This window comes from Paenibacillus pectinilyticus (genome assembly GCF_001700435.1).
Taxonomy (GTDB): Bacteria; Bacillota; Bacilli; order Paenibacillales; family NBRC-103111; genus Paenibacillus_E; species Paenibacillus_E pectinilyticus.
The window spans coordinates 1-22,206 of sequence record NZ_LYPC01000014.1 but is presented as its reverse complement, the minus strand read 5'-3'; the positions used below and the strand labels follow the sequence as shown (position 1 = coordinate 22,206).

General features: G+C 46.4%; 18 protein-coding genes. 6 read left to right on the top strand and 12 right to left on the bottom strand.

From position 1 onward, the window contains the following. Nucleotides 1–32 precede the first annotated feature (32 nt). The 3 genes from rdgB to A8709_RS07735 form a co-directional block, all read right to left on the bottom strand. Nucleotides 33–680 (bottom strand): RdgB/HAM1 family non-canonical purine NTP pyrophosphatase, encoded by a 648-nt coding sequence (gene rdgB / locus A8709_RS07745; protein WP_065851710.1) that lies wholly within the window; start codon nucleotides 678–680, stop codon nucleotides 33–35. Next, the gene (gene rph / locus A8709_RS07740; RefSeq protein ID WP_065851708.1) at nucleotides 664–1,422 is read right to left on the bottom strand and encodes a ribonuclease PH; all 759 of its coding nucleotides are present in this window, start codon (nucleotides 1,420–1,422) and stop codon (nucleotides 664–666) included. The genes rdgB and rph overlap by 17 nt, the downstream gene beginning before the upstream one ends. A 205-nt stretch (nucleotides 1,423–1,627) precedes the next feature. Next, entirely contained in the window at nucleotides 1,628–2,674 is a 1,047-nt protein-coding gene (locus tag A8709_RS07735) for a GerMN domain-containing protein (RefSeq protein ID WP_065851706.1), read from the bottom strand. 282 nt (nucleotides 2,675–2,956) lie between these two features. Between A8709_RS07735 and A8709_RS33580 the strand changes: the two genes are divergently transcribed. Together A8709_RS33580 and A8709_RS07725 are read left to right on the top strand one after the other, a co-directional pair. Further along, nucleotides 2,957–3,919 carry a phosphatidylglycerophosphatase A family protein gene (locus A8709_RS33580; protein ID WP_084224743.1) on the top strand — a complete coding sequence of 321 codons (963 nt, stop codon included), beginning with the start codon at nucleotides 2,957–2,959 and terminating at the stop codon, nucleotides 3,917–3,919. A gap of 74 nt (nucleotides 3,920–3,993) precedes the next feature. Beyond that, nucleotides 3,994–4,380: an IS3 family transposase gene (locus tag A8709_RS07725; protein WP_065851704.1), complete on the top strand. Its 387-nt coding sequence runs from the start codon at nucleotides 3,994–3,996 to the stop codon at nucleotides 4,378–4,380. A gap of 78 nt (nucleotides 4,381–4,458) precedes the next feature. On the opposite strand, the gene A8709_RS07720 is transcribed toward A8709_RS07725, so the two are convergent. From A8709_RS07720 to A8709_RS07710, 3 genes are read right to left on the bottom strand one after another with little or no spacing between them, the layout of a single operon-like run. Then, on the bottom strand, nucleotides 4,459–5,439 hold the full coding sequence (locus A8709_RS07720) for an MBL fold metallo-hydrolase (RefSeq protein ID WP_065851702.1): 981 nt from the start codon (nucleotides 5,437–5,439) through the stop codon (nucleotides 4,459–4,461). A 10-nt stretch (nucleotides 5,440–5,449) separates the two neighbouring features. After that, nucleotides 5,450–6,181: a class I SAM-dependent methyltransferase gene (locus tag A8709_RS07715; RefSeq protein ID WP_065851700.1), complete on the bottom strand. Its 732-nt coding sequence runs from the start codon at nucleotides 6,179–6,181 to the stop codon at nucleotides 5,450–5,452. Between the two features lie 48 nt (nucleotides 6,182–6,229). After that, nucleotides 6,230–6,904 carry a DUF6483 family protein gene (locus tag A8709_RS07710; RefSeq protein WP_065851698.1) on the bottom strand — a complete coding sequence of 225 codons (675 nt, stop codon included), beginning with the start codon at nucleotides 6,902–6,904 and terminating at the stop codon, nucleotides 6,230–6,232. A 202-nt stretch (nucleotides 6,905–7,106) separates the two neighbouring features. Here A8709_RS07710 and A8709_RS07705 point away from each other — a divergent pair, with 202 nt between their 5' ends. Continuing rightward, on the top strand, nucleotides 7,107–7,328 hold the full coding sequence (locus A8709_RS07705) for a helix-turn-helix domain-containing protein (RefSeq protein ID WP_028556998.1): 222 nt from the start codon (nucleotides 7,107–7,109) through the stop codon (nucleotides 7,326–7,328). A 142-nt stretch (nucleotides 7,329–7,470) separates the two neighbouring features. On the opposite strand, the gene A8709_RS07700 is transcribed toward A8709_RS07705, so the two are convergent. The 5 genes from A8709_RS07700 to A8709_RS07675 all read right to left on the bottom strand — a co-directional run bounded on the left by A8709_RS07700 (nucleotide 7,471) and on the right by A8709_RS07675 (nucleotide 15,658). After that, nucleotides 7,471–9,027 carry a leucine-rich repeat domain-containing protein gene (locus tag A8709_RS07700; protein WP_084224742.1) on the bottom strand — a complete coding sequence of 519 codons (1,557 nt, stop codon included), beginning with the start codon at nucleotides 9,025–9,027 and terminating at the stop codon, nucleotides 7,471–7,473. A 377-nt stretch (nucleotides 9,028–9,404) separates the two neighbouring features. Then, nucleotides 9,405–11,513 carry a molybdopterin oxidoreductase family protein gene (locus tag A8709_RS07690; RefSeq protein WP_244163131.1) on the bottom strand — a complete coding sequence of 703 codons (2,109 nt, stop codon included), beginning with the start codon at nucleotides 11,511–11,513 and terminating at the stop codon, nucleotides 9,405–9,407. Nucleotides 11,514–11,556: 43 nt separating this feature from the next. After that, a complete protein-coding gene (gene nirD / locus A8709_RS07685; RefSeq protein WP_065851690.1) occupies nucleotides 11,557–11,910 on the bottom strand; it encodes a nitrite reductase small subunit NirD in 354 nt (117 codons plus the stop codon). Nucleotides 11,911–11,944: 34 nt separating this feature from the next. Continuing rightward, nucleotides 11,945–14,365 (bottom strand): nitrite reductase large subunit NirB, encoded by a 2,421-nt coding sequence (nirB, locus tag A8709_RS07680; protein WP_065851687.1) that lies wholly within the window; start codon nucleotides 14,363–14,365, stop codon nucleotides 11,945–11,947. A gap of 51 nt (nucleotides 14,366–14,416) precedes the next feature. Further along, nucleotides 14,417–15,658 (bottom strand): nitrate/nitrite transporter, encoded by a 1,242-nt coding sequence (locus tag A8709_RS07675; protein ID WP_065851685.1) that lies wholly within the window; start codon nucleotides 15,656–15,658, stop codon nucleotides 14,417–14,419. 482 nt (nucleotides 15,659–16,140) lie between these two features. On the opposite strand from A8709_RS07675, the gene A8709_RS07670 reads away from it, so the two are divergent. Both A8709_RS07670 and A8709_RS07665 read left to right on the top strand, forming a co-directional pair. Continuing rightward, nucleotides 16,141–16,791 carry an ANTAR domain-containing response regulator gene (locus tag A8709_RS07670; RefSeq protein ID WP_084224741.1) on the top strand — a complete coding sequence of 217 codons (651 nt, stop codon included), beginning with the start codon at nucleotides 16,141–16,143 and terminating at the stop codon, nucleotides 16,789–16,791. After that, entirely contained in the window at nucleotides 16,788–17,819 is a 1,032-nt protein-coding gene (locus A8709_RS07665; protein ID WP_065851684.1) for an anthranilate phosphoribosyltransferase, read from the top strand. Before A8709_RS07670 ends, A8709_RS07665 begins: the two co-directional genes overlap by 4 nt. 73 nt (nucleotides 17,820–17,892) lie before the next feature. Here the strand turns inward: A8709_RS07665 and A8709_RS07660 are convergent, their stop codons facing one another. Next, nucleotides 17,893–18,675 carry a peptidoglycan-binding protein gene (locus A8709_RS07660; RefSeq protein WP_065851682.1) on the bottom strand — a complete coding sequence of 261 codons (783 nt, stop codon included), beginning with the start codon at nucleotides 18,673–18,675 and terminating at the stop codon, nucleotides 17,893–17,895. Between the two features lie 288 nt (nucleotides 18,676–18,963). On the opposite strand from A8709_RS07660, the gene A8709_RS07655 reads away from it, so the two are divergent. Beyond that, entirely contained in the window at nucleotides 18,964–21,957 is a 2,994-nt protein-coding gene (locus A8709_RS07655; protein WP_065851679.1) for an efflux RND transporter permease subunit, read from the top strand. The last annotated feature ends 249 nt before the right edge of the window (nucleotides 21,958–22,206 follow it).

Genomic DNA, 22,206 nt, shown 5'->3' with positions numbered 1-22,206 from the left:
ATCCGTTACTTACACGGCTGCAGGTCTTTTTTTTAATTACTTTGATCCGGAAGCTGGTCTAGAAACAAACGCAACGCTTTGGCCCGGTGGCTCATTTCATTCTTTTCTTCCATCGTTAGTTCAGCCATTGTTCTGCCCAGTGAAGGAATGTAGAACAATGGGTCGTAGCCAAAGCCGCTTTCTCCGCGCCCCTCGTGGATGATGTACCCTTGGCAGATGTCCTCAGCTTCGATGACTTCATTCGCGACGGGATCTATCAACGTAAGGGCACACACAAAAGATGCCTCGCTTAACAGCTTCGGATGCCCTTCCCCGACAGTTAGTTCCGCTTGGTCTTTCAGCGCAAGTAAAGCTTGTAGAAGCCTTGCGTTGTTATCCGCATCCGTAGCATCCTCCCCCGCGTAGCGAGCGGAATATACACCTGGATCACCACCTAGAGCAGAAACACAGAGACCAGAATCATCCGCTAGCACAGGCACATGAAGATGCGCCGAAATAATCTGGGCTTTGATCCGGGCATTTTCGGCAAACGTCTTGCCGCTTTCCACGATTTCCGGCAAATCCGTATAGTCTGCCAAGCTGCGGACCTTATAGCCTTTGTCTCCGAAAAGCTTAGCAAACTCCTTCACTTTACCCTCATTTCGTGTGGCAATGACAACAAAATTACTTTGAAGCCGCATGCTGAGCACCTCGAATACGATCTGCAATCGGGCCTAGTACGCTGGACTGCACCTCAATCATCGTGTTAATACCTGTTTCCGCCAACGCAAGTAATTCATCTAACTCCTTACGGGAAAAAGGGGCATCCTCGCCAGTTCCTTGTATTTCAACGAATTGACCTTGCCCCGTCATCACGACGTTCATATCCACTTTGGCCTTGGAATCCTCTTCATAGTTTAGATCTAATTTCGGCTTATCACCAATGACACCAACGCTTACTGCAGCGAGAAAATCATTGATCGGAAACTTCGCTAGATTCTTATCGGTGGCGAGCTTGTTCATCGCAAAAGCCATCGCAACAAAGGCTCCGGTAATGGACGCTGTACGCGTGCCGCCATCCGCTTGAATCACATCACAATCCAGTGTGATTGATCTTTCGCCAAGTGCTTCCAGGTTAACAACGGAACGCAGTGCACGTCCAATTAGACGTTGAATTTCCATCGTCCGTCCACCTAGCTTACCTTTGGCCGCTTCACGTTGATTTCTAACTTGTGTAGCACGCGGCAGCATCGAATACTCCGCTGTTACCCAGCCTTTGCCTTGCCCTTTCATAAAAGGAGGTACTCTTTCTTCTATTGTAGCTGTACAAATCACTTTCGTATCTCCGACCTCAATGAGGACCGAGCCTTCCGCGTGCTTTATATAATGAGGGGTTATTTGCATAGGTCGTAATTCTTGATCCGTTCTTCCGCCAATTCTCATAAATGTCTTTCTCCTCCTGTAACTTCCATCGAAAACTCTAATCCATACGACCCATTGTAACAAACAAGTGAAGGAAAAGCATCCTGCTGCTGAGGGAATAAACAGTTATGTCATTTTTTACTATTTTAAAAAGAATAAGCCACTTGATTACTCCCCTGTTGTTTAACAGAGAAGCTACCAAGCGGCTTGCGGTTTTCTAATCCTTTTATAACTTAGCAGGATTGATATGGGCGGGACGAAGGACAGGCTTATTATAGTTCTGATCATCGGTAGATGTAATCTTCACAGCCCCATCCACTTTGATTTGAACTTGTTTAAAGGTCGTATTCTCCGTTAAGGATAAAATGACCGATTGCAAAGCATCCGCTGAAGCTTTCTGATCAGCACCTAACAAGGTATTCGAGAAGTCAACCGTAATGAGGCCTTCACCTGGTTTCACACTTTTCACGACAGTCGTTTTATTGAGAACGGCGCTAAGCCCTTTCTTCAAATCAGGCCCTTTAATTAACTGATCAACAACCGTTTGAGCCACATTATCTGTACGCTTCACAAGGCGTGTCACAGGCACGTAATACTTATAATTTTGATCATTTTGATTGAGGAAATAGAGCGTAACAGGCGTGGATTGCCCAAATTCTGCATCCTCCGCTTTCTCAAGATTAATCCCCATGGAACGTGCGAGAGGCACATCCAGCGGTGTCTTGCCTTTCGGCATTTCCTTCAGATCCTTGCCATCTACACGCAGTTGGACCTTCTCTACGGTTGGAAAACTCGTCAAATTCCAGGTAATGGCTTCAAGAACTTTGCGCTCATCTTTCACATCGTAATTGAGAAATTCCTTCGAGAAATCAACGATGGCAAGCTTGTCTGCCGTCACATTCAGGCTAATGACCTTGGTTCCCTTAGGCAGCAACGCTTGGAAGCCCGCTGGCAATAAGCTTGCTTCTGGACCGCCGTCCACCATGTTCTCCAACGTTGTCTTAGCCACAGAAACTGTTTTCGGCAAGGCAAGACTGATTGGTGTGACAAAGCCTTTGGCATCTTCCACATAAACCGTCATTTGTGATGTTACATCATCTTTCATGTCAATGGTAACAGCAGCCGATGTCGTCTGTGCATCTACTTCTGCCCCCGTTGTCGGAGGCGCATCGATGTCACTCTTCTTTCCACTGCCCAATACCGAACATCCCGTGGTCATCAGAACAATCACCCCCGCTAAAGCGGCTGAACGAACCCATTGTTGATGTTTCATTTGCTTTTTTCCTCCTTCGCGTTTTCGCTATTTGCATGGCCTGTACGATGCTTTTTCGTATTACTATGTATACGGGGCTTTGTCCGATTTATAACTACTTTTTGTCCACGTTTAGATAAATTGTAAAGATTTCAGATGATCCCCTTTTTCCATGTAAAAAGTACCCAATCTTCGTCAATTTCCTCTCATATGCTATACTGAATACCAGCCTTATCAAATCTTATAGCTGGCTAGTCCTGTGAAAAATACCAACTCTTATATATAAACTAGGAGGTGCTTGTGATGAGAACATTTCTGAAGGAAAAGACCCTCATTTTCAACGAGTTTCGTGATGAGGTTTTCAGTCACTACCCGCAAGCTGTCATTGAGGAAGCTGTTGCTAGATTGCTCGTTGAAATTAAAGGCATCAAAAAAATCCCCACAGACTTGATCACAACCACCCTATTAGGTGTCCTAAGTAAAACAGAAACGTTCAATGTCATGTCCACCTTGATGGAGCTTCAAAAAAAGGTGAAACACGATGCCGAACTTTTAGCTAGCATGAAAGATCCTGCCTATAATGTCCATAGGACAATTGCGATGTCGATTTGCGGGCTCTATGGAAGCGGTGCTATTTCGCTATTCGGCTTCATCGACTGCAAATTCCGTTTCTTTTTTCCGACAAAACGACCTAAATCCTTCATCTCCAAGGGGATTTGTGCGATTGTAGCGTCTACGGCCAGTGTGATTATTTCGGATAATGTGAAAATTGATTACACCAAACGGAACCTTCAAATGTTAGAAGCACGCGGTGTACTCCTAGATGATATGGTCGATATTCTCGATCAATTGCAACGTCCTTACAATCCGGATATGCCCCGCAGCCTCTGCGAGGAACATATTCTCGCCGTTCTGCGCAAGCAGCAAACGTTCCACGCTCTTCAGCTCGCAATCAAAATCGATACCGCCGTCGAAGCCAAAGAATTCAATCCGCAGTACAATCACATTGTGGCGATGGATGAAGGACTTTTCGGCGTCGATGAAAGCATCGCAACCGCAGTCCCCCTTATGTACGGAACCATTGCGCTCACGAATTTCGGCTATCTCGATAAAGAGAAAATCGGGATCATTGAGCGGCTCGACAGCGACCATACAGACGGAAAGTGCAACACGTTCATCGATGATATGGTATGCGGGATTGTCGCTGCTGCTTGTGGGCGGCTGGCGCATAATAATACGCCGACGTATAGTAAGCCGGTAAAGTAAGTGGGAAATGGGAACAAGAGGTAGATCAGAAAGTGAGCAAGAATAAACAAGAATAACGTTCAAGAGGTACGCCAATGGGAGCAGAATTACAAAGGGATCATGCAGAATTCGCACAAAAAACAGAGTGTCTCATTCAAAGCCAATCAAAGGAACAGAGGTTCCAGTTTATTGAAGACCACCACTCCGAATTCTCAGTAGAGAAAATGTGTAAGCTACTTCAGGTTTCTCGAAGCGGTTACTATAAATGGCTGCTTGGCAAAGCAGATGAGAACAGCTATCAAAAGCGTCGCGCAGCGTTGACAAATCGTATTATTTCGCTCTTTCGTGACTACGACGGTAAGTATGGCAGCCCTAAAATTACAGAGTATCTGAGACAAGAAGGCTGGGTATTATCCGAGCGATTCGTCGGTAGAATTATGAAAGAGAATGGTTTGAAGGCAAATCTGAAACGGCGTGGTTAGGCTCGAACTCGCGGCATCTGGAATATCAGAGGATGAAAAAATCCCTGTCCGACGATATGCGTTGGACAGGGATTTTGTTTATTGGGAAGCCGCTGCGACGTAATACACGCGGTCTGCTTCTGGATCCACCTGTTGGATACGACCTTCGGCCTCCAGCAGGATCAAGTGTGCGATCGTCTCCGACAGCGCGAATCGCATCTGGTGCATGCTCAGCCGGTCGCCGAACGTCGCCCGGCACACCTCATAAGCGCTCTGCGGCGCGCTTAGCTGCCCTTCCATGAGCGCGAGCCGCTCATGGTGATGGCGCACAAGCTCCGAGGCGCGTGCGCTGAAGCCCTGCCATGGCTCCCGGTGCCCCGGGTAAGCCATCTTTACTTCCAGCCTGCCGATCTCCTGCAGGCTGTGCAGATACGCGCCGAGCGGGTTTTCTTCCACCTGCGGGAGGAAGGAAACGTTCGGCGAGATTTGCGGCAGGACGTGGTCGCCGCAAAACATCACTTGCGCCTCTGCGTCGTAGAAGACGAGATGCCCCGCGGCATGGCCGGGGGTCTCGATGGCTTCATAGACGCGGTCGCCGAGGCGCACAGGCCCTTCACGCAGCAGGGTTACCTGCGGCTGCGGGGACACGAGCTCGACGAAGCTCACCATGTGCTTCGTCATCTCGTCCAGCTCGGCTGCGGGGAACCCGTGCCGAGTGAAGAGCTCCAGCAGCAGCTGAGACATCGGCTGCTCGGCGCCCCACAGAAGCTGCACCTGCGCGTATCCGGTCTCCGAGAGGAGAACCGGCGCGCCCGTGCGCTCCTGGAACCAACCGGCCATCCCGTAATGGTCGGGATGGTGGTGGGTGAGCACGATTTGTTCCACGTGCTCGAACGCGATCCCTTGCTCTTGGAGCACCTGCTCCCAGAGCGCCTCCGCTTCCGGGGTATGCAGCCCCGGATCAATCACGGTGTATCCGCGGCTGCCGCGGATCAGGTACGCATTAACCCAGCGCAGCGGGAAAGGCAGCGGTACTTTTACTTGTATAATTGCATCTGTATGTATGGTCACGACGTTCATATCCGCGTTGTCATCCTTCCTTATGTCCTACAAAAATCAATCGACTCGAGATATCCTGTTTATAAGCTTGACCTTCATAATCACCAAAAACATGATCAATATGTAAGCCTGCTTTTTGCAGCATCGCCTCAAATTCCGAACGTTCATAGAGCTTAACCTGTTCCAAATAATGACGATCGGGTTCGCCTGGCTGCGAGATCATGATTCGCTTACGCACGCAACCATCCTCAATGACCCGCGTCTCACGTATCGTGAGGTCATCTTCCTGCCGTTCAGATAGCGAAACCAAATTCGCTTTCACATAAACGGGATTCAAAAAATCGATAATGAAGCGCCCCTCTTTTTTAAGCAAACGATGCATTTCATGAAGGACCTTCTCATTCTGCTCATCCTCATCAAAATAGCCGAAAGACGTAAATAAATTCACAACGGCATCAAATGACTTACTTAGCGGTACATGCCGCATATCTCCGTTAATCCAAGTCACTTGCCCATCCGCATCCAGCTTCATTGCCTCTTTCAAAAGGACTTCAGACAAGTCGACCCCCGTCACCACATAGCCACATTCCGAAAGCGCCATCGAATGCCGCCCCATCCCACAGCATAAATCCAAAATTTGTGCGCCCTGCTCCAGCTCAAGCCAACTGATCATCTTCTTCACTTCATGATAAGCGCCTTGCATGTCTCTATGTTTATAAACAAGTAAGTAATCATTTCCAAAACTTTCTTGGTACCAAGCCATTTTTTCCACACCTTCAGCGTTGTGATTATAATTTCAACCTAATAACGTCTATAATTGCAGCTTCTGTTGTATGATGCGTAACCCCTCAATGGCTTCTTCCTTACTGAAATTACCCACATTTAACTGCGCGTCCTCCACCTGCAATAGCTTTTCATAAAAAAGAATGCCCATCTGCGGTACTTCCGATCTCTCAGGATAGTCCTCCATATAATGAAACAAGGCATCCTCCGCCTTCGCGTAATTGCTAACCTTTTCATAATGGGCAAAAAGCAGCCGCTGCAGCCCCTCCGGGAGTTCCCAGCCCTGTAGATGGTCCAAGCTCTTGGCAAGTCGGGTGCCAATCTCCTCATTCACCTCATCCTGCGGCTCAACCTCATCGGACAGGGATAAATGTAAAAGAAGATCTGCCGACTTTAGGTATGCCCAATAAGCATCGCCTTTTTCATCATGCCGGTGAAGTAAATCACCTTGCCCAACCAACATATCGCTGATCACAAGCGCCTTCGCCGTATCGATGCTTCCATGGTAAGATAGCAACTCTAGAATATCCTTACTGGATAGAGATTGGAGCGAACGAATATTCAAACCCAGTAGATGGCGGCTTGCTTCATCTAGCTCTCGTTGTGCATCCTCAATGGGAAGATGTTCCTTATTAAAAAGAATCCGATGCAGTACCACAGTCAATTGTTCAATCTGTCGCATTAAATAATCACGTCTGAACATGAGAAGCAGCCCCTTTCGGCTTCAAACCTAAACCTACACCTCATTTCAGCTTACCACGCCTCGCCTTGAAACTCAAAAATACATTCCGCCTATTTTTCTTTATTACCGCACCATTGACAACAGCCCTTCATAAACTAATTTTGACTGTATCCCTTAACCTTGTAATTCCCAATACCCGAGCAAGGAGGGGTGACACACATCCATGGGCAGCGACCACAAAAACAAATTTTTACTTACGAACCGCGAACGCGAAGTATTCGAACTCTTAGTGCAGGACAAAACGACGAAGGATATCGCACAGCAGCTTTTCATAAGTGAAAAGACTGTGAGGAATCATATATCGAACGTCATGCAAAAGCTGAACGTAAAGGGTCGTTCACAAGCGGTTGTAGAACTGATTAAGCTTGGGGAATTAAAGATCTGATTCCGTCAGCAAAGGGATCCATGCAAGCCACCCACCCTCCCACGGAGGGAAACGGGGGCTTTTATGTTTGTCTGGGGCTCATTGATAGCTGTGTTTACAATAAAAAGGACTGAATATTACCAGTCCTCGTGTAAATAAGCTGCTATTTACTTTTAATTAAGATTCTTTGACTCATTGCATCCCAGTCTACAACTGCACCAATCGCCTCACTAACAAATCGGATGGGTACATAGGTAACATCCCCAACAAGTGTAGGTGCCACATCCATCGCAGTGGGAATATCATTGATTTGTGATTCTTTCGATCCAATTTGGATCGTAACCTTATTAGTCCCTTTTTCAGCTGTAATATGGTAGGTTTCTGGATCCCAAGTTACGGTTGCACCGAGTAATTCAAAAATTTCACGTAATGAGATTAGCATACGACCATCTTGTTCGAATATTCTATTCTCGACTTGTTTTTCTTGACCATTTAACCAAACGTAGATGCAATCAAATGAGCAGTTTTTATAATACAGATCACCGCTTTTAACAATCGTTCCTTGTCGCTGTATTTTTTCAATCAACGAATTAGATTCTTGATTCAATGGATTAGCTGAAATATCGACTTCACTTAAGTACTGCGTATATTCTAGTGGCTGGATATCATCTATATTATTTTTTGAGAGCAATATGTGCTGAAGGCTGCTCATTTGAACAAGTGGTGTAATATCTTGAATGTGATTCTCTCTCAAATCAACCGTTCTAAAATTAGTTCCTTTTAGTGGAGAAATGTCTTGAATGCGATTTTTACTTATGTACAATCCAGCAATGTTTTTCAAATTTTTAAGTGGCGTTATATCTTCAATCTGATTGTTGGCCAATTCCAGAAGAGTAAGTTTATTCAAATTTGCTAGTGGACTAATATCTTTAATTTGGTTCCCTGCAATTCTTAAATTACCTAGGTCTTTCATTGCCGCTAAAGGTGCTAAGTCTTCTATTTTATTATTATTGATTTGTATAGAAAGGATCTGCAAATTGATAAATGGCGTAAGATCACGAATTTGATTACTATTTGCCATAAATAAATTTAATTTTTTCAAGTCATGAATAGCTGAAATATCGGTGATTTGATTCTCTTCAATATTCAAAAAAGTTAGTTTGGTCAAATTATTCAAGTTATTAATATTTTTTATTTGATTATGGTTAATGCTTAAGATTTCTAAATTCGGAAAATTGGATAACACACTTATCTCTTCAATTTGATTGTGATTTAAACCCAGATTCGTCAAACTAGGTAATGATCCTAACTTACTAATGTCTTTTAGCTTGTTGCCCCCTAAACTTAACTTTGTTAACTTAGGAAGATTAGCTATCGGGGAGACATCACTTATATTGTTATTAGAAAAATAAAGACTGTATAAGTTTTTTGCATATTCCAGTCCTTTTAAGCTGTTAACGATATTTTCTTTCCTCGTTTGATATAGCGTGTCCAGCTTCTCCAAATCGTCAATTGTAATATCCCCACTATACTTTTGTAATACATCTCTAATAGCGATCTCTAAGTTAGGATCTTCAATTAATTTGTCTGCTGCCTTTGCAAAATGACTAGTATGTAATGAAAAGCTTAGAAACAAACAACAGAGTAATATTACTTTCGTGATCCTACTCCCTATTGAAAAGAATTGAGCAAATCTCTTAAGGATGGTTACTTCTTCCAAGTTATCTCACTCCAATGACTGTTGTATAATATTTACAATTAGTTTACCACTGTTGATGTTAGCTTCGCTATACCTCATTTCTATTGGATAAATACAGTGGATCCACTCAAAATAGGCAGCAATTTTTAAATTCATTGGATTTATCCATTCAGATAGCTCGAAATCATAGATCATAGCGCATACATTTGAGATTTGAATGGATTTGTCCAATCAAATTCATGAATCGGCTCCTATTTAGAAGAATTCAATGGATATATCCAATGATTTCAAATTAGGAGTCGCAGATGACAACCAAACACCAAACAACCCAGTTGGACCTACCAACTGGGTTGTTCCCCCTCGGGTTTATTCGGTTTCTTTCATCTATTTCAGTCCATCTACTCCACTCGCTCAACCCTCACCGCACAAATCTTAAACTCCGGCATCCGGCTCGTCGGGTCCAAGGCATCATTCGTCAACACGTTAATCGAATGCTCGTCGCCCCAATGAAACGGCACGAACACGGTACGTGGCTGAATGCCCTCGGTGACCTTGACTTGAAATTCGAGCGATCCCCGGCGACTTGTTATCCGGATCTTCTGTTCCACACTCAGGCCAATACGCTTGGCCAAAGAAGGGTGAATCTCGGCAACCGGAACGGGTGCCTTTTTATTCAGCGCTTCGGTTCGGCGCGTCTGCGCACCGCTCAAGTAATGATTAGCCAATCGGCCTGTGGTTAGCACGAAGGGATACTCGGCATCAATGGGCTCCGCCGGCATCTTCGGCTGGATGCCGAAAAGCTTAGCTTTGCCATCGGCATGATGGAACCGATCTTGGAACAATTGCGGTGTTCCTGGATGATCGTCAGCAGGGCACGGCCAGAAAATCCCCTTCTCCGCTTGCAACCGCTCGTAGGTGATCCCACTATAATCAGCCTTACCACCTGCGGATGCCGCTGTCAGCTCGTGAAACACATCTTCAATACCCGCATATTGAAAATAGGCGCCCCGCCCTAGTGCAGCTGCCAGCTCACATAGGATGTGGAAATCAAGCTTGCAATTCCCCGGAAGCTCTAGGGCTTTCCGCCGATGAAACACACGGCCTTCGAGGTTGGTCATGGTCCCTTCCGCTTCAGCGAACGAAGATGCCGGCAATATATAGTGCGCATAGCGCGCCGTTTCTGTCTCGAACATATCCACCACGACGAGCAGCTCTAGCTTTTGCAGTGCCCGCTCCACCATCCGGTTGTTCGGGCTGGAAACGAGCGGATTGGAGCCTAGTACGATTAAGCCTTTGATCTCGCCTTCATCGATCTTCTGCAGCAGCTCATAGGCGGAGACGCCTTTTCCAGGCAGCTCGCTGGCATCGATGCCCCATACTTTCGCGACATGCTCTCGCGCTGCGGGGTCCTCGATCAGGCGATAGCCAGGTAGCTGGTCGGCTTTTTGACCATGCTCCCGCCCGCCTTGACCGTTGGCTTGCCCGGTTACAGCCCCGTATCCGCAGCCCTTACGCCCTATTTTACCCGTGAGCAAGGATAAATTAATGTAGTTGAGTGTATTCTCGACCCCATTCACCTGCTGTTCCAACCCCCGAGCTGTGAGCACGATCCCCGTCTCTGCCTTCGCGAAGCCTCTTGCAATGGTACGAACGACCGCTTCAAGAACACCCGTTAACAGCTCAACCCGCTCCGGCGTAAAGGATTTCACCGCTTCTTTCACCTTCTCGAAACCAACCGTTCGCGCTTCAATGAATCTTTGATCCACTAGCTGTTCCTCGATCATCACATGAAGGAGTCCATTAATGAATACGGAATCGAAGCCAGGCTGTAAGCGAACGTGAATATCAGCTGTCTTGGAGGTCATGGTATTGCGGGGATCGATCGTGACGATTACGGCGCCTTGTTTCTTCGCTTCTAATAGATAGGGCATCATCGTAGGCTGACACTCAGCGATATTCGTACCTGCTAGAATGATATATTTCGCATTAGGAATTTCCGATAAGGGCATGGTCATCCCGCGATCGATCCCAAAAGCTTGATTGCTCGCTGCCGCTGCCGAAGACATACAATAACGGCCATTATAGTCGATATATTTCGAACGAAGTGCCACACGTGTAAACTTCCCAAGTAAGTAACTTACTTCATTCGTTAAAGAGCCACCACCATACACGCCAATCGCATCACGTCCATGTTCCGCCTGCAACGATTTAATTTTCTCCGCAATATCAGCATACGCATGTGTCCATGAAACAGACTGCCATTGCCCCTCCAGGGCCTTCACTCGATATTGCGGCTCCAATATGCGTTCCGAGTGTATGACATGCTCCAAGGCATTTAACCCTTTTTGACATAAACGACCTGTCGCTACGGGAAAATGTGCACTCGGCTTAATCGTAAGCCCCTCTGTTTTCTCACTCGGCAGTATCTCCAAGCCACACTGCATACTGCAAAAGCAACAATGGGAGGAGGGTTGTTCATCCGATAATGTGATTAGTGCTGCTTTCACGCACCCCACCCCCGTTAATTCCGCTCATATTAATAGCAAAATGTTAACTCGCCATTTCTTTCGTTGTGGGAAAGCCAATGTACACCGTTCCGTCATCCACTTTCGTCACGTACGTACGCACACATCCCGTATCTGGTGCCTGCACAAGCCCGGAAGGCAAATGAATTTTGCGATCATGCATCGGGCAAAAAACATGGTCATCACAAACAATACCTTCAGCAAGGACACCTTCTTTGTGCGGGCAACGATTCTGCAGGGCTTGCAGCTTGCCGCTTTTCAGCTTGAAGAGGGCCACTTCTTCCCCTTGGTAACGAATCGTTTTCCCCGTATTAAAAGCTAAATCTTCATATAGTACGGCTTGCACCCATATCAACTGCTGCTCAGCTTGTGTTTTCATCGTCTTTGATCCTCCCCGTTCATACCCTCATGTACTATAATTCGACGACTTCGTAAAGATCACGTTGGATTTTCTTACTCTCAATCGCTTGCTTCCAAGGATCCTGCATCACGGAAAGCGCCAAATCCATACGAGCACACAATCGCTTACGCTCCTCCGCATTCTCTACAACGTCTCGGATATGATCGATGCCTAGGCGGTGCACCCACTCGCTTGTGCGCTCGCCATATTTTCCTGTCTCACGGTAATATTGCAAGTAAGCTTCCGTGTATTCGATGATCTCTTGCTCTGTTTTCACAGTGCTCATCAGGTCGCCAACACGCACTTTCACGCCGCCATTCCCGCCAGCATACAGCTCCCAGCCACCATCAACAGATACAATACCTAAATCTTTAATACCAGATTCCGCACAATTTCGTGGGCAACCCGATACAGCTAGCTTCACTTTGGCTGGAGTATTCAAGCGTTCGAAGCGCTTTTCAAGCTCAATACCAACCCCCATGGCATCCCCAGTGCCGAAGCGGCAGAACGTATCGCCAACACAGGTTTTCACCGTACGCAAGGCTTTCCCGTAAGCATACCCAGACGGCATATCCAGCGCTTCCCACATTGCGGTGAGGTCCTCTTTTTTCACACCAAGCAAATCAAGTCGTTGACCACCGGTAAATTTCACAGTAGGTACATTAAATTGTTCCGCCACCTCAGCAATGCGCTTGAGTTCGGTTGGATTCGTCACTCCGCCATAAATCCGTGGAACAACGGAGTACGTACCGTCCTTCTGAATGTTGGCGTGCATACGCTCGTTCACAAAACGCGAAGTGCTGTCATCTTTATACGTTTCAGGGCTGATCATGCCCAAATAATAGTTCAGTGCTGGGCGACATTTGGAGCAGCCCTCTTCATTTTTCCATGCCAGAACGTTCATCACTTCACGTACATGGGATAATCCTTTTTCCCGGATCGCAGCAACGATCTCATCACGCGTATGTGATGTGCAGCCACAGATCGATTCTTTGGCAGCATGTTTATCGTACGAAGCCCCCAAAGTGAAGGCTAGCAAATCACTGACTAACGGCTTGCAACCACCACATGAACGGGATGCCGTCGTACAGTTTTTCACTTCATCCACAGTCGTTAAGCCTTGATCTTTAATCGCGGAGCAAATCGTCCCCTTTGTTACTCCGTTACAGCCGCATATAATCGCGTCATCCTTCATGTCAGCTACAGTGGAAGCAGCCCCACCACCGCCTGAAGTATCAGTCAAAATCGCCGTTTTCCCCATGCCGCTAATGTCCGTTTCTTCGCGAATCATCTGCATCAATCTCGTGCCGTCAGCCGTATCGCCGAATAGTACTGCACCGATAATCTTGTTGTCTTGAATCACGACCTTCTTGTAGACACCCGTGAATTCATCGTGGATGCGAATGGCCTTAGTGCCTTCAGCATCTACGAATTTCCCGCCAGAGAATACATCAACCCCAGATACTTTGAGCTTCGTGTACAAAATAGAGCCTTCATACGGCCCCGTATCCACCCCGGCCAAATGCTTCGCGAGTACCGCGCCCTGTTCATAGAGCGGTGCTACCAGACCATAGGCGACGCCTCTATGCATCGCACACTCACCAACGGCATACACATTCGACACGCTCGTTTGCAAATAATCATTCACGATAATGCCCGGATCGCATGCAATACCAGCTTCTTTGGCAATCGCAACATTCGGTCTAATCCCCACTGCCATTACAATCAGATCCGCCTCTGCAACCGTTCCATCTTTGAACTTCAAGCCTGTTACACGCTTGCCGCCCAAGATTTCCGCAGATTGCTTCTCCAGCAAGAAGTTAATGCCTTGCTCTTCCAGCGCTGCTTGCAGCATTTTGGAAGCTGTTCGGTCGAGTTGACGATCCATAATCGTATCCACGATATGAACCACATCGACTTGCATACCGAGATTCAGGAAGCCACGCGCCGCTTCTAAGCCTAGCAAGCCGCCGCCGATGACGATGGCTTTTTTATACTTTTTAGCCGCCGCCATCATATTCTCGCAATCACGGATCGTTCTGTAGGCCATGACGCCTTCTTTGTCCACCCCAGGCAGAGGAATCATGAAGGGGTTAGAGCCCGTTGCCAAAATTAATTTATCATAAGAAACGGTTAGTCCCTTATCACTAGTAACGGTTTGCCCCGCCGTGTCGATGCTTGTGACCGTTTGATTCGTATATAACGTAATGTGATTATTCGCATACCATTCATAAGGATGAATCACGATATCCGCCATTTGGGATTCGCCAGAGAGCACATACGACAGCAAGATTCTGTTGTAATTCGGATGTGGTTCACTGCCAAATATCGTTACCTCATATTTATCTGGCGCTAGCTTGAGTAAATGTTCAACGGCGTTTACGCCCGCCATCCCGTTTCCGACCAGAACTAACTTCTCTTTCGTGACTGTCATTGTGATCATCCTTCCCATTCATGAACTAGATGTCGATATGCTTATTTTCAGCTATGCCTGAACCGAATCTATCGTTGAAGCCTGCACTTTCACTTTGCCGCCTTCACCAATCCAGGTACGTTTCCATTGCCCTTGCACAATCGCTATAATAATGATACATGCGAATGCGATTCCGCTTAAAATAAGAAACCCTGGAGTGAATGAGCCTGTCGAGAGCTTCACATTACCTAGAATTTTCGGTAAGAAATAGCCGCCTAATCCGCCAGCTGCACCTACAATCCCCGTCATCACACCAATTTCAGCCCGAAATCGTTGCGGTACCAATTGGAAAACCGAACCGTTCCCCATCCCGAAAGCCATCATCGCAATGAAAAGCATCACGGTTGTCAACGAAAGTGCTGGAAGCGTCGAAATCCCCGCCATCATCATACCCACCACACCATAAAGCACCATTAACATCCGAATACCGCCGATACGATCTGCGAGCCAACCGCCAACCGGACGGAAGAAGCTGCCACCGATCACGCATAGGGTTGTAAAATCAGCCGCACGAACCGGAGAAAGCCCATACTGTGTGTTGAAAAAAATCGTGAGGTACGTGGACATCCCTACGAAACCACCGAAAGTTACACTATAGAAAATACAGAACAGCCATGCATCCCGTTGCTTCAGTACTTTGCCGTATTCCGCCAACGTCTTCGGTGCCGGCTTATTTGGACTGTCTTTTGCTAAAATGCTGAAAAGCAGCAGCGTTATTAAAATTGGAATAAGTGCAATCCCAAATACGATGTGCCAGTTGCCATAATGCTGCGCGATTCGATTCGCGAAAAGAGTTGCGAAGATGGTTCCGCTGTTTCCAGCACCGGCAATCCCCATCGCTAAGCCTTGATATTGCGGCGGGTACCAGCTGCTTGCCAAGGGTAAGGCTGCTGCAAAGCTCGCTCCAGCGATACCTAACATTAAAGCTACGAAATACATCTCGTTCATCGTATTTGCAAACAGCCAACCCCATAGTAATGGGATTAACGTTAAGGTAAGACCAATTTGGCCGGTCCTCTTCGGCCCTATTTTATCTGTCAGTACGCCAAGTACAAGTCTAAGCACAGCGCCCCCAAGCGTAGGCAGGGCCACTAAATTCGCTTTCTCCGCAGCGTTCAGGTGAAATTCATTGGAGATGATGACCGCTAGCGGCCCTAGCAGCACCCATACCATGAAGCTCATGTCAAAATATAAGAATGAACTGAACAACGACCCTTTGTGCCCCACTTGCAGAAAACTTTTCCGATCTACCATGCATTCCCTCTCCTTTTGTGAGGCTTTTCGCCTTCTTTATTACCTATCCTACCTTGTTTGACTGCACGTTGACAAAAAAGCCCGACAAACTATCCCCATTTACTCGGGATGCTTATCGGCCTCATTGCCACTGCTGCCACGTCCTCGTGAGCAGCATGATAGATGAAATTAGTCCTTACACGTATTTCTTTCATTCAATAGAACATAAAAAGCCTATCCCTCTACGTAATTGTAAGGAGGATAGGCGCCATTGCCTTCGTTAGACGACACATCATTGTGCCGATTGCTAACTTGATTATACGATGCACTTTCTCGCATGTCAATAAACATAACACAAAAATATTATTCCTTGTGATGAATTAGCATATCGACAAATTTTCAGGTCATATGCTATAGTATTGCCGTATAATCATTCCAGTTAACGTCTAAACCTAACATGAACTTATCATCAGATAAAAGCTATTCAAGATGGAGGTATTCCCATGTTACAATCATTCATACTGATCGACGATTTTATGCTTACTCGCTCAGCTGCCTCCTCTGAGCCGTCACCAGTTGTACGAACGGAAAGCATACAAGGAAAGCATTCTTTACCTGATGACATTCTACAGAACATGGGATTTCGTACTTTCGTTACTTCGGATATGAAAGAAATTTCCTTTATCATCCCCAAGGTCGATGCTGTATTATTATCCGTAGGCCCTGATCAAGTTGGGGGGTGGCGTTCACGGGTGCTGGCACAAAGGAGTCTTCCGATGTTCTGGTGGTGTGATACGCATACGTTTCCTTCCAATGCATGCAAGCTAGATGCCGGTATTGATGGCTTAATCGGCCCTCACATGAGCTCATTGGAAATTCACTGTGCGTTGATCCTGGGGGTAAACCATTATTTTCAACGTACCGAATGGCAGCAAGAACGCGAACAATTGCTATCCAAGCTCGAAGAGCGCAAATGGGTCGATCAGGCCAAGCGAATTTTATGTGAAATCAAAGGCATCTCGGAAGCGGAAGCTTACGATTTCCTCCGTAAACAAGCGATGAATGAACGTAAACGCATGGTAGACGTCGCTACCTCCATCGTCAAGGTATATCAGATACTTCAAGATCAGAACAAAGGGGGCCGTAAACGATGATATCCTTACTTAAAGAAGTTGGCCGCGGTAAACGCGGCGCTAGAGATCTTACGTATGAAGAAGCAACTCAAGCAGCCGAACTCATTCTTACTGGAAAAGCTACCCAAGCCCAAATGGGCGCTTTCCTCGTAGCAGAACGGATCAAAATGGAATCCCCGGATGAGATCAAAGCGTTCATTGAAGCTTTGCGCCAGCGGATTACGACCTATCCCATGGCTGGCAGCATCGACTGCGCAGGACCCTATGATGGTCGCACGCGCACCTTCATCGCAACCCTGCCGACGGCATTCGTCCTTGCAGCCTGCGGTTTACCAACAACGCTGCACGGCAGCCCAAGTATGCCGCCCAAATGGGGCATCACGTTGTCCGATGTTCTCGCCGCGCTGGGCGTTCAAGCCCTGGACGCTTCACGAGAAGCGTTAATCTCCGCAGCGGCGCGCACTGGCTTCCTTTTTACACCTACGGAAAGCTGGTGTCCACCGATCGGTGAGCTGCGCGAACTTCGTAAAGAACTCGGTCTGCGTACTGTTTTCAACACCGCTGAGAAGCTATTGCGTTTCACAGAAGCCCCTTATATGGCTGTCGGCGTGTTTCACGGAACCGTTTTCGAGAAAATCACGAACTTATTAATCGAATTAGGCGTTTCTCGCGGCATTGTTGTGCAAGGAATGGAAGGCTCGGAAGACCTTGGCGTCGACAAACGGACGCGTACGTATCTCATTCAAGACGGGGCCAGCGAATTATTCATTGTCGATCCAGAAATTTATGAACTGATGGTTGAAGTCCCAGAGGTGGAATGGACCGCTGAACTCCAAGCAGAAACGGCACTGTCTGTTCTTCGCGGCGATGCCGCACTTCCCTACCTGAACATGGTCTTGCTTAATAGTGCTGTACGCTTATGGGTTTCTCAGAAGGCAGGCTCTATCGAAGAGGGCATTTATATGGCCCGTCACGCGATTGAACAAGGTGCTGCGCTTCAGAAATTCACCGAATGGACCGAAGCGATCAAGCCAGTTTCTGCGACGTAAATCAAAAAGGACTTCATGGATGAATGAGCATCCACGAGGTCCTTTTTTCACTTTATACGCACTTTATTACCCGCTATTTCCCAATGAATTGCTGTGTAAACATTTTACCGCATGGACCGCCATTCACGATGCCAATCCCGATATGTGTATAATCTTTACTCAGAATATTGGCTTTATGGCCTGGAGAGTTCATCAGCGCTTCATGCGCCGCTTGGACATTCTGATTACACGCGATATTTTCACCCGCTGCATTGTAAGTAATGCCGAATTTCTCCATCATGTCGAACGGTGAGCCATAGGTTGGTGAATCGTGTGAGAAATAGTTGTTGTCCACCATGTCTTGGCTTTTGATTCGTGCTGTTTTGACGAGAGCGGGATCCGCCGTAAGCGGTGAAAGCCCGGCAGCTGCCCGTTCTTTATTTACCAGATCCAGCATTTGTTGCTCTTCTACCGTTAAGCCCGACGTTGAAGGAACCTGTGGAACCGGTGTTGGGCTCGGTGTATATGGCGTTGGCGTTGGTTCCGGTGCCGGTGTTGGCGTAGGGGTTACCTTTTTAGGAATCTTCAAATTGCCATAAGCCCACAGAATCGACTGTAAAGTCTGATCATCTACATTTCCTGTTGCCGGCAAACCGTAGCGGCTTTGAAATGCTTTGACCCCTGCTTGAGTTTGATTACCATAATACCCTGTTATCGGTCCTGAATAGTAACCTAGAGACTTCAGCATCCCTTGTACCGCATAGACATCAGGTCCTTTGGCTCCCTTGCCATATGCGAATACAGTCGTTGTGGAAGCACTAAACAAGACCACACAAATGAGGGCTATCCAGATGAACCTCTTTTTGCCTTGTAACATGCGTTGCGTCACTTCCCGTCGTCTTCAGTATCTTCGTCACACGATGGACGATAGGGGTAGCATTTCCTCACTCTCTACCTTTTATCCAAAACATGAAAGTTTATCTATTTAAAATAATTTGTACCTAAACACATAGAACGAACTGTGCTGTGACCCTTCATTTTCATAAACTCAGACTCTAGACCGAGATGAAACCCGACCCAAGCCATATACATAATTACCTAATTCTTGCTATACTTTAGCAAGGTTACAAGTAAATATAGAGATAGTTGAAAGGGAGCGAGACGCGTGACATGGTTTACAAGATGGGCTTTTAGTAATAAAGCCGCGGTAATTTTTTTAGTAATATTAATATTAGGAACAGGAATCGGCAGTTATTTCAAACTACCCATGGAGTTTCTACCTAGTGCAGATTTCCCACAGATCAGCGTAACGGTTGTTGGGCAAGGTTACGATGCCAAATCAATGCTAGATAGTGCAACTACACCTATAGAGAAGGCAGTCTCCAGTGTCCCTGGTAAAAAAGAAGTTTTCTCAACCTCGTCTGACGGTTTCATGAAAATTGACATGACGTTCGATTCGGATATCAAAATGAAGGATGCCCAGGCAAGTGTACAAGAGGCCTTGTCCTCAATTGTTCTACCTGCAGGCATGTCAAAGCCTTTCGTTATTCGTTTGAACACATCGATGATTCCTTTATCATGGGTATCCCTTAACTTCAAAGATGGGATCACGAAACAAAACATTGAATTAACAGAAGAGAAAATCTTACCTGAATTCCAACAAATTAAAGGTCTAGCTAGCGTTGCACTTGGCGGAACTTCCGTTTCTCAAGTGATTATTCACCCAGATAAAGATAAATTAGCTAAGGCCGGGCTGCCAGCTCAAGTACTGATGGGCGTTCTGCAAGGCCAGAATGTGACCGTCAGCGTTGGCGAAAGACCGATTGATGGCAAAACAAGTGCGATTAAAGTCGTTGGGAACCTAGACAATCTGGATACATTAAGCAATTTATCTGTTGCACCAGGTGTCAAATTGAAAGATGTCGCTACCGTTGAAGTAGCTGCAAATAAAGATACATTAACACGTATCAACGGCAAGGATTCTCTTACCTTAGTCGTCACAAAAGATACGACGTCCAATGCGGTTGATATCGCCAAAGAAGTCGACAAAATTTCAGCTGAAATCAATAAACAATACCCGAATGCAACAGCTGAAGTGATTTTCTCCACTTCCGAATCCGTCGTAACTTCGGTTAACAGCATGATGAGAGAAGTGTTGTTAGGCGCACTATTTGCGACTATCGTTATTCTTCTTTTCCTAAGAAATGTTCGTTCTACCTTTATTACCATTGTTTCCATTCCACTATCACTTGGTTTAACGCTATTCCTGCTTTCACGATCAGGTGTAACGTTGAACATTCTAACACTAGGCGGTGTCGCCGTTGCCGTTGGTCGACTAGTCGATGATAGTATCGTTGTTATCGAAAATATTTTCCGCCGCACACAGAAATCTGAGTTCTCCAAGGATTTAATTATCGAAGCAACGCGCGAGGTAGCCAGAGCCATTACAGCTTCTACCCTTACAACGGTTGCTGTATTCTTGCCGCTTGGTTTGTTGAAAGGGTCGTTACAAGCTTTCCTACTTCCTTTCGCTTTAACTGTAACGTACTCTCTGCTTTCTTCCTTGCTTGTTGCTCTAACCGTTGTGCCTGTCATGAGTGCTTGGTTACTTCGCAACACCAAATTAAAGGAGCATAAAGAGTCGAAGAAACTGAAACATTTCTTGGCTTGGAACTTGAATCATAAGTTCATCTCCATATTGGTTTCACTAATCCTATTTGGCGGATCCATTGCCCTATACTTTGTTATGCCAAAAGGTGCGGTTGCTGGTTCCACGGCAAGTCAGATTTCCGTGTCACTCTCTTACCCGCCTGAAACACCGATCGCAACGATTCGTGAAAAAGCCATTGAATTAGAGAAATTCATGCTAGAACAAAGTGAACCGAACCATATCATTCTTCAACAAGGGAATACCGAAGACAATGCCAAATGGGGCAGCGTAGCTCCACCGACCATTGCCAACTTCCAAATTTTCATGAAGAAGGATGTTGACACGCAACATTTTATCGATCAAATTCTTAGCCAAAAATCGAAATATCCGGATGCTGATTTACAAGCTGGGGGCGGTGGCTTTGATGGCGGCACAGGTTCCGCAATTACCGTAGACTTAACGGGCGATTCCGCGAAGAGCCTTGATCAAGCTGCTGCTGATATCATTGCATCCATCAAAGGCATCGAAGGTGTAGAGAAGGTTACAAGTAATCAAAATGTCACGAAGCCAGGCTTTGCGATTACCGTTGACCCTTCTGCTGCAAAACCGCAGGATATTGCCAACACGATCCGCTCCTTGATGAACCCAACTCCAATTGGTTCGATGAAGCTGGAAGACAAAGAAATCCCCGTTGTATTAGATGCTTTAATTAATCCAACGACCGTTTCTGATCTTTCCAATATTCAAATCATGACAGCTACAGGTCCAGCAGCCTTAACATCGGTTGCCAAAATCGAAAAAACCAATGAGTCCAATACGATTCTGCACAAGAATGGCCAACAATTCTTACGTGTGACAGCACTCGTTGACTCCACAAAACTATCCAAAATCAACACAGAAATCACAACGAAAACGAAAGATGTGAAGCTTCCTGAGGGCGTTAAATTAATCGTTGGCGGTGCATCTGCTGAACAATCCAGTGATTTCGCTGACTTGTTCATGACAATGGGTATCTCCATCGGTATCGTATTACTGATCATGGTGATCACGTTCAAATCATTCCGCGCTCCGATCGCTAGTATGGTATCCCTGCCGTTCGCAGCTGTTGGTGCCATTGTCGGTATGATGATTACAGGAACTTCATTCGACGTAACATCCATCTTCGGATTCTTGATGTTAATCGGTATCGTCGTCACGAATGCGATCGTATTGATCGACCGTGTGAAACAAAATGAAGAACGCATGACGATTCGTGAATCCTTGCTTGAAGCCGCAGCTACACGGATGCGTCCGATTCTGATGACAGCCGTAGCTACCATCTGTGCGATGGTACCGCTGGTTATCTCCAAAGCGGAAGAAGGCAGTATCGTCTCCAAAGGCTTGGCTGTTGTGGTTATCGGCGGATTAACTTCCGCAACCCTCTTCACCTTGATCATGGTGCCAACTGTTTATGAACTCTTGCATGCTAGAAAAGCTAAACGTCAAAGGAAACAAGTAGAAACGGTTTAACATGAAGTGATTCGACTGGCCCTGCGCAGATTTATCTGCTTGGGGCCAGTTTTTTTTGGTATTTCAAGCTGCTGACCTTGTAGCTTCCACCTGATACCTGCGCTGCTTAATAGCGCAGCGCACCGCACCGCACGCTCGCACGCTCGCATTAGCATGATAGATGGAAACCTGCTCTTAGAATTAATAGTGGACGTCTCTTAGTGTAGCAGTAATAATAATCTTAACTATGACTAAGAGGTGTCAGTCCAT